The sequence below is a fragment of the Sandarakinorhabdus sp. genome, assembly GCF_031430775.1.
Classification (GTDB): domain Bacteria; phylum Pseudomonadota; class Alphaproteobacteria; order Sphingomonadales; family Sphingomonadaceae; genus Sandarakinorhabdus.
On record NZ_JANPCD010000215.1, the window covers coordinates 1 to 7,077 of the forward strand.

Here is a 7,077-nt window from a genome sequence, read left to right on the forward strand (position 1 = left end):
GCTCTGGATGCCGGCGCCAGCGTGCTGGTCATCGGCCGGCCCATCACCGGCGCAGATGATCCTGCTGCTGCTGCTGCGGCCATCGCGCGGTCGCTGGCATGATGCCGTTCAAGATCTGCGGGCTGAGCACGCCTGAATCGGTCGATGCCGCCATCGCTGCGGGCGCGACATGGCTTGGCTTCATCATTTTTCCGCCCAGCTCTCGCCATGTCGATCCGCCGCAGTTGCCATCATTGTTGACACGCGTGCCGGCGGGCATCGGCAAGGTTGCGGTTCTGGTCGATGCCGATGACGCGTTGATCGACGCGGTGCTGGCGGCCGGCATCGATACGCTGCAACTGCACGGCAACGAAACGGCCGCCCGCATCGCAGCGGTCAAGGCGCGCACCGGGCGTGCTGTATGGCGTGCCGCCGGTGTCGCCACCCGCGCCGAAATCACGCAGGCCGCGCAGGGTGCCGGCCCCGCCGACCTGTTGCTCCTCGACGCCAAAGCGCCTAGTCGTTCGCCCCTTCCTGGCGGCAATGGCTTGTCATTCGACTGGCGCCTGCTGGCCGATGCACCACCGGGCCGGGCCTTTGGTCTGGCCGGCGGGCTGGATGCCGGCAATGTCGGGGAGGCGATCAGGCTGGCCAGGCCGGCCATGGTCGATGTGTCATCAGGGGTCGAGGAAGCAGCAGGCGTGAAATCACTGTCAAGGATCGCGGCTTTTGCCGAAGCCGTCAGGGCAGCGTCATGAACGCACCCCTGAACGCGCCCGCTGGTTCCCTGCGCTCCGGGCCTGACGCAAACGGGCATTTCGGTGAATTCGGCGGGCGGTATGTCGCCGAAACACTGATGCCGCTGATCCTTGATCTGGAAAAGGCCTATGTCGCCGCCAAGGCCGACCCGGCGTTCAAGGCCGAATTCGACTATCTGCTGCATTATTATGTTGGCCGTCCCAGCCCGTTGTATTTCGCCGAGCGGCTGACAGAGGCGCTAGGCGGCGCCAAAATCTATCTCAAGCGCGACGAGCTCAACCACACCGGCGCGCACAAGATCAACAATTGCATCGGCCAGATACTGCTCGCAAAGCGCATGGGCAAGACGCGGATCATCGCCGAAACCGGCGCCGGCCAGCACGGCGTCGCCACCGCCACGGTCGCTGCGCGTTTCGGCCTGCCTTGCACCATCTACATGGGCGCCCGCGATATCGAGCGCCAGGCGCCCAATGTGTTCCGCATGAAGCTGCTCGGCGCCGAAGTGCGGGCGGTCGAAAGCGGCAGCCGCACGCTCAAGGACGCGATGAACGAGGCGCTGCGTGACTGGGTCACCAACGTCCACGACACGTTCTACATCATCGGCACCGCCGCCGGCCCGCACCCCTATCCCGAGCTGGTCCGCGATTTCCAGAGCGTCATCGGCACCGAAGCGCGCCAGCAGATCCTGGCTGCCGAAGGCCGGCTGCCCGACATGCTGGTCGCGGCCATCGGCGGCGGTTCCAACGCCATCGGGCTGTTTCACCCGTTCCTCGACGATGCCGGCGTCAAGATGATCGGCGTCGAGGCATCGGGGCACGGCCTGTCGACTGAAAAACACGCGGCATCGCTGGCCGGTGGCCGGCCGGGTGTGCTGCACGGCAACAAGACCATGCTGCTCCAGGACGAGGACGGCCAGATTGCCGAGGCGCATTCGATCTCGGCAGGGCTTGATTACCCTGGTATCGGCCCCGAACATGCCTGGCTGCATGCCATCGGCCGTGTCGAATACCAGTCGGCGACCGACACCGAGGCGCTGGAGGCATTCAAGCTGCTGTGCCGTGTCGAGGGGATCATCCCGGCGCTCGAACCCGCTCATGCCATCGCCGCCATTTCCCGGCTGGCGCCAACCATGCCTAGCGACCAGATCATCGTCGCCAACCTGTGCGGGCGCGGCGACAAGGATATCTTCACGGTGGCAGACGCGCTCGGGGTGAAATTGCTGTGAGCGGCGGGCACGATCGCCTGTCGGCCCGCTTCGCAGCCTGCCGCGCCCAATCCCGCGCTGCGCTGGTCACCTTTGTTACCGCCGGTGACCCGGACCTGTCCGTCTCGGCTCAAGTGCTGCGGGCACTGGTGGCCAACGGCGCCGATATCGTCGAGCTTGGCATGCCGTTCACCGATCCGATGGCCGATGGCCCGGCCATCCAGCGCGGCAACATCCGCAGCCTGGGGTCCGGCACGCGGCTGCGCGATGTGCTGGCCATGGTGGCGGATTTCCGCCGCGAAGATGACGTGACGCCGATTATTCTTATGGGATATTTCAACCCGATACTCGCCTATGGCCCGGCACGTTTTGCTGCCGATGCCCGCGCCGCCGGCCTTGACGGCGCCATCGTCGTCGATCTGCCGCCCGAGGAAGCCGATGAACTGGTGCCGGCATTGACCGAGCAGGGCCTCCATCTGGTGCGGCTGGCAACGCCCACAACCGATGGCGCGCGCTTGCCGACAGTGCTGTCGGGCGCTTCGGGCTTTCTGTATTATGTTGCGGTCGCCGGCATCACCGGCGCCGGTAGCGCGTCGGTCGCCGACATCGCCGCCGCCGTTGCCCGCCTCAAGGCCGCGACCGATCTGCCGATTGCGGTCGGTTTCGGCGTGCGAACACCGCAGCAGGCCGCAGCGATTGCCGTTCATGCCGATGCCGTTGTGGTCGGCAGCGCCATCGTCGATGCCATCGGCGATGCAGCCGAAGCCCGCGCCAATGATATTCCTGCCCGCGTCGGCACCATCGTCGCCGGCCTTGCCGCGGCTGTGCGCGCGGCGCGCCATCAAGGAGCATGAGACCATGAGCTGGCTCACCCGCACCCGCCAACAACTGACCGGCTTTCTTGCCCGCCGCGACACTCCGGACAATCTGTGGACCAAGTGCAAAAGCTGCGGCGCCATGGTCTACACCAAGGAATGGGAAGAAAATCAGTCGGTTTGCCCGCGCTGCGACCATCACGATCGCATCGGGCCGCGCGTGCGCTTTGCCCAGGTGTTCGACGGCGAATGGAAGGCCATTGCCGTGCGCAAGGTCACCGAAGACCCGCTGAAATTCCGCGATCAGAAGAAATATGGCGACCGGCTCAAGGCTGCCCGCGCCGCCACGTCCGACAACGAGGCGATGGTGGTCGGCGACGGCACCATCGAAGGGCAGCGCGCTATCGTGGCCGTGCAGAATTTTGCCTTCATGGGCGGATCGATGGGCATGGGCGTCGGCGAGGCGTTCCTGGCCGGCATCCATGCGGCGCTGGCGGCAAAATGCCCGTTCATCATCTTCACCGCAGCCGGCGGCGCCCGCATGCAGGAAGGTATCCTCAGCCTGATGCAGATGCCGCGCACCACCGTCGGCATCCAGGAACTGGCCGAGGCGCATCTGCCCTATATCGTCGTGCTCACCGACCCGACCACCGGCGGCGTCACTGCCAGCTATGCGATGCTCGGCGATGTCCAGATTGCCGAGCCGGGCGCGCTCATCGGTTTTGCCGGCCAGCGCGTCATCGAACAGACCATTCGCGAAAAACTGCCGCAGGGCTTTCAGCGCGCCGAATATCTGCTCGAACACGGCATGCTCGACATGGTCGTGCATCGCCGCGACCTCAAGGAAACGCTGGGCCGGCTGGCCAGCCTGTTGATGGCAAGGCGGCTCGCGGCGTGACCCAGACTCCGCACGCGGGCGGGGCACGCATGCCGCGCGCCGAATCGGACAATCCGGTGCTGGATGCGCTGTTGCAGGCCGCGTATGCGCTGCACCCGACCGAAATCGATTTGACGCTGGACCGGCTGGCGCGGCTGCTCGCACGGCTCGGCCATCCCGAACGCAGGCTGCCGCCGGTGTTCCATGTCGCCGGCACCAACGGCAAGGGTTCGACGGTCGCCTTTCTGCGCGCCTGTCTCGAGGCGTCCGGCCGCCGCGTACATGTCTATACCTCGCCGCATCTGGTGCGCTTCAACGAACGCATCCGAATCGCCGGCCAGATCATTTCCGATGACGAACTTGTCCTGCTGCTGCGCGACATCCTCGACCGCAACGGCGGCCAGCCGATCACGTTTTTCGAACTGACGACGGCGGCGGCGTTCCTGGCCTTTGCGCGGCACCCTGCCGATGCCGCCATCATCGAGGTGGGCCTTGGTGGCCGCATGGACGCGACCAACCTCATCCCCAATCCACTTGTCACCGGCATCGCGCAGCTTGCGCTCGATCACCAGCAATGGCTGGGCAATTCCATTCTCGACATCGCCGGTGAAAAGGCCGGCATCGCCAAGCGTGGCGTGCCGCTCGTGCTGTCACGCTATCCGCGCACGGTCACGGCGCGCATCGCCGAAGTGGCTGGGGTCGCCGGGGCCAGGCTGACGATGCGCGGCGAGGACTGGGATGTTGCCGCCTATGAAGGCATGCTGCATTTCCGCGATGGCCAGGGCCGGATTGCCCTGCCGTTGCCGCGCCTTGCCGGCGCCCATCAGATCGACAATGCCGGTCTCGCCATTGCCATGCTGCGCGCCCAGGATCTGCTGCCCGTCGGAGAGCCGGCGCTGAAAGCGGGCATGGGCTGGGCCGACTGGCCGGCGCGGCTGCAACGGCTGGATGCCGGCCCGCTGTCGGCGCTGCTGCCGCCAGGCGCCGAACTATGGGTCGATGGTGGCCACAATCCTGCCGCTGGCAAGGCAATTGCCGATGCGATGCGGGCCGTGCTGCCTGCCGGGCGCCCGCTCCATCTCGTGGTCGGCATGCTCGGCCCCAAGGATGCTGCCGGCTTCCTGAAGCCTTTTGGCACTGTTGCTTCGTCGGTCTACACCACGCCTGTCGCAGGCCATGCCAGCCACGATGCACAGGCGCTGGCCGATCTGGCCAATGTCGCCGGCCTGCCGGGAATTGTCACCTCAGGCATCGAATCGGCGCTGGCGATGATCGCCCGCTGCGCCGACCGTGACCGGCCGCCAACGGTTCTGATCACCGGCTCCCTGCATCTCGCCGGCGCTGCGCTTGCCGCCAATGGCCAGGCGCCAGTCTGAGCCTCGCTATTTTTCCGCGCCGGTGATGGTGTCACGCATGGCGCCGGCCATCATCGATCGTTGCAGCAGGCCATTCTGGTTCGGCGGACCGGAATACAGCGCCCGCAGGAATGCCGTGTCGAAATCGCTCAGGGCCGCCGGTCGCGGATCCGCCTCGAACAGCGACAATATGCTGTCGTCCGGTCGGTCAGCCACATTCGCCCGAACGCGTGACAACGCGATCATCGCCACATAGTCCGCCAATGCCGACAGATCCTGCCCGCTTGCCAGCGGCACGTCGATCAGCACGACCGCGCCGGTAATGCCAACCACCGTTGGAGCATCCAGCCTTGTTGTCCTTGTGCCGCTCAATACCGGCGCGTTGGCCCCGGCGCCAAAGCCGGCAAAGCCCAGCGCCGCCGACACGCCGGACAGTTCCCGGCCATCGGCGCCAGTGATGCGATTGTGGTGCCACCAGCGCACTGGCGCCTTGCTGGCAAACAACGCGCGGCGCTCCGGCCCGGTCAGGGCATCAAAGGTCGTCGGCTGGCGGCGGCCGATTTCGCGCAGCGCGGCGCCAGCATCGGCAGCAAAGACAATGGCAATGTTGGGCCGGCAATCCGGCTTGGCTGCCTCGGCGCCGATGGCCATAGCGGTTTCCCGGACGCGATCCGCGAACAATTTGGCCGTGGCGGCGCGAACATTGACTGCAACCGGACAGACGGGTTCGTTCCACCGCGCATTCTGGCCGCCAACAGTCGTCGGTAGGGTCTTTCGCAAATAGGCGGCACCCCGCGCGCGCAACTGCTCGGCCTGATCCCGCTGACCGGTAACAATCATGGGTGCCGGTTCGGATGCCGGGGCCGGAACTGCCGACAGGACCGCGAATGCGACAAATGCAGGAATCAACATCGAACGAGTCGTAACCAAGGACCGGTGTCCCAGCAAGATAATTACGCCGTCGTAATGATTACAGCCCGCGCACCAGCTGGCTGACCATCGCCAGCCACGGCACGTCGCCCAGCACGATCTGGCGGGCGCCGGGGGCAGCCGGAAGGATCTGGATGCGCCCGCCGTCCATCGCCACCAGTCGGCCAAAGGCAAAGCGGCCACCGGGGCGCGGCGCCAGCACATCGCGGTTGATGGCACGGGGAAATTCTGATGGCTCCAGCCGCTGCGCCCACAACTGGTCACCGCTGCGATAGTCGCCCTGGCTGGCCTCCACGATCAGGCCGACCATCGCCGGCCCCGGCAATGGTGCCGTGATGCTGATTGCCTGCATCGGCGCGTCGGCGCCCAGGGGACCGAGTACGGCCGCGACCGGCACATCAGGCCGGTTGTCCATTGTCACAAGCGCCGAGCTGTCCGCCTCCAGTGCATCGGCAATGCGGTTCAGCCAATCGACCGACACGGTCCGCGTGCCGGTTTCCAGTCGTCCGATCGTCTGGGCAGTGGTCGGCGGCCGACAGCGCGCAGCGACATCGGCAAGGGTCAATCCCTTGGCCTTTCGCACGTCGCGAATCCGCGTCAGCATCCGAATCTCCGATTGTAAATAACCTCAGTGGTTCATCCTGTCCTACAAGGGCCTAGATATGCAACATATTTGTCTGCATTCTCATTGGTAAAGGAACCTTTATGGCGAAATCAGTACGAATTACGCCCATGTCATCTCCGAGCGTGGCCGATATTGCCCCCGAACCGCGCAACCGTATCCTGTCACAGCGGCGGCTGGCACCGGCTGATGCCGTGGACCGGCAGGCAGTCACCGTGAACCTCGCCGAATCGCCATTGGCCTGGCTGGCGCGGCGGGGCCTGGTGTCGGCGGCGCAATTTTCAGCCGGGGAACGCCTGCGGCATGATTTCATGATGGCCGGCCATGCGCCGCGCATCACCATGCGCTGGGACCCGGTCAGGGGCACGCGGGGCGCCCATGCCGCCGACCCTGCCACCAGCCAGATCGCTGCCCGGCAGCGTTTTGACGCCGCCTGTGCCGCTGCTGGCCCCGGCCTGTCCGATGTGTTGTGGCGCGTCGTGTGCCTGGGCGAGGGGCTGGAGACCGCCGAACGGGCGCTGGCGTGGCCGGCGCGC

Annotated in this window: 8 protein-coding genes and 1 pseudogene; 7 read left to right on the forward strand and 2 right to left on the reverse strand. The window is 66.1% G+C overall.

Features of this window, described 5'->3' with window-relative positions; all coding sequences use genetic code 11:
* The 6 genes and pseudogenes from RMQ73_RS13930 to RMQ73_RS13955 all read left to right on the forward strand — a co-directional run.
* Nucleotides 1-102: pseudogene (locus RMQ73_RS13930) on the forward strand (orotidine-5'-phosphate decarboxylase); the annotation flags it as partial.
* Nucleotides 99-737 (forward strand): phosphoribosylanthranilate isomerase, encoded by a 639-nt coding sequence (locus RMQ73_RS13935; protein ID WP_409049881.1) that lies wholly within the window; start codon nucleotides 99-101, stop codon nucleotides 735-737. The pseudogene RMQ73_RS13930 and the gene RMQ73_RS13935, both read left to right, overlap by 4 nt.
* Nucleotides 734-1,963 carry a tryptophan synthase subunit beta gene (gene trpB / locus RMQ73_RS13940; RefSeq protein ID WP_310498921.1) on the forward strand — a complete coding sequence of 410 codons (1,230 nt, stop codon included), beginning with the start codon at nucleotides 734-736 and terminating at the stop codon, nucleotides 1,961-1,963. The genes RMQ73_RS13935 and trpB overlap by 4 nt, the downstream gene beginning before the upstream one ends.
* Nucleotides 1,960-2,796, forward strand: coding sequence for a tryptophan synthase subunit alpha (trpA, locus tag RMQ73_RS13945; protein WP_310498922.1), 837 nt, complete (start codon nucleotides 1,960-1,962; stop codon nucleotides 2,794-2,796). The genes trpB and trpA overlap by 4 nt, the downstream gene beginning before the upstream one ends.
* Nucleotides 2,797-2,800: 4 nt before the next feature.
* Nucleotides 2,801-3,655, forward strand: a complete 855-nt coding sequence (gene accD / locus RMQ73_RS13950) for an acetyl-CoA carboxylase, carboxyltransferase subunit beta (protein WP_310498923.1) — start codon at nucleotides 2,801-2,803, stop codon at nucleotides 3,653-3,655.
* Between the two features lie 29 nt (nucleotides 3,656-3,684).
* Nucleotides 3,685-5,010, forward strand: a complete 1,326-nt coding sequence (locus RMQ73_RS13955) for a folylpolyglutamate synthase/dihydrofolate synthase family protein (RefSeq protein WP_310498924.1) — start codon at nucleotides 3,685-3,687, stop codon at nucleotides 5,008-5,010.
* Nucleotides 5,011-5,016: 6 nt separating this feature from the next.
* Here the strand turns inward: RMQ73_RS13955 and RMQ73_RS13960 are convergent, their stop codons facing one another.
* Nucleotides 5,017-5,829 (reverse strand): hypothetical protein, encoded by an 813-nt coding sequence (locus tag RMQ73_RS13960; protein WP_310498925.1) that lies wholly within the window; start codon nucleotides 5,827-5,829, stop codon nucleotides 5,017-5,019.
* Between the two features lie 130 nt (nucleotides 5,830-5,959).
* Complete coding sequence (locus RMQ73_RS13965) at nucleotides 5,960-6,523, reverse strand: helix-turn-helix transcriptional regulator (protein ID WP_310498926.1); 564 nt, start codon at nucleotides 6,521-6,523, stop codon at nucleotides 5,960-5,962.
* 128 nt (nucleotides 6,524-6,651) lie between these two features.
* Between RMQ73_RS13965 and RMQ73_RS13970 the strand changes: the two genes are divergently transcribed.
* Nucleotides 6,652-7,077 (forward strand): DUF6456 domain-containing protein (locus RMQ73_RS13970; protein ID WP_310498927.1); only part of this gene is annotated, 426 nt, incomplete at its 3' end.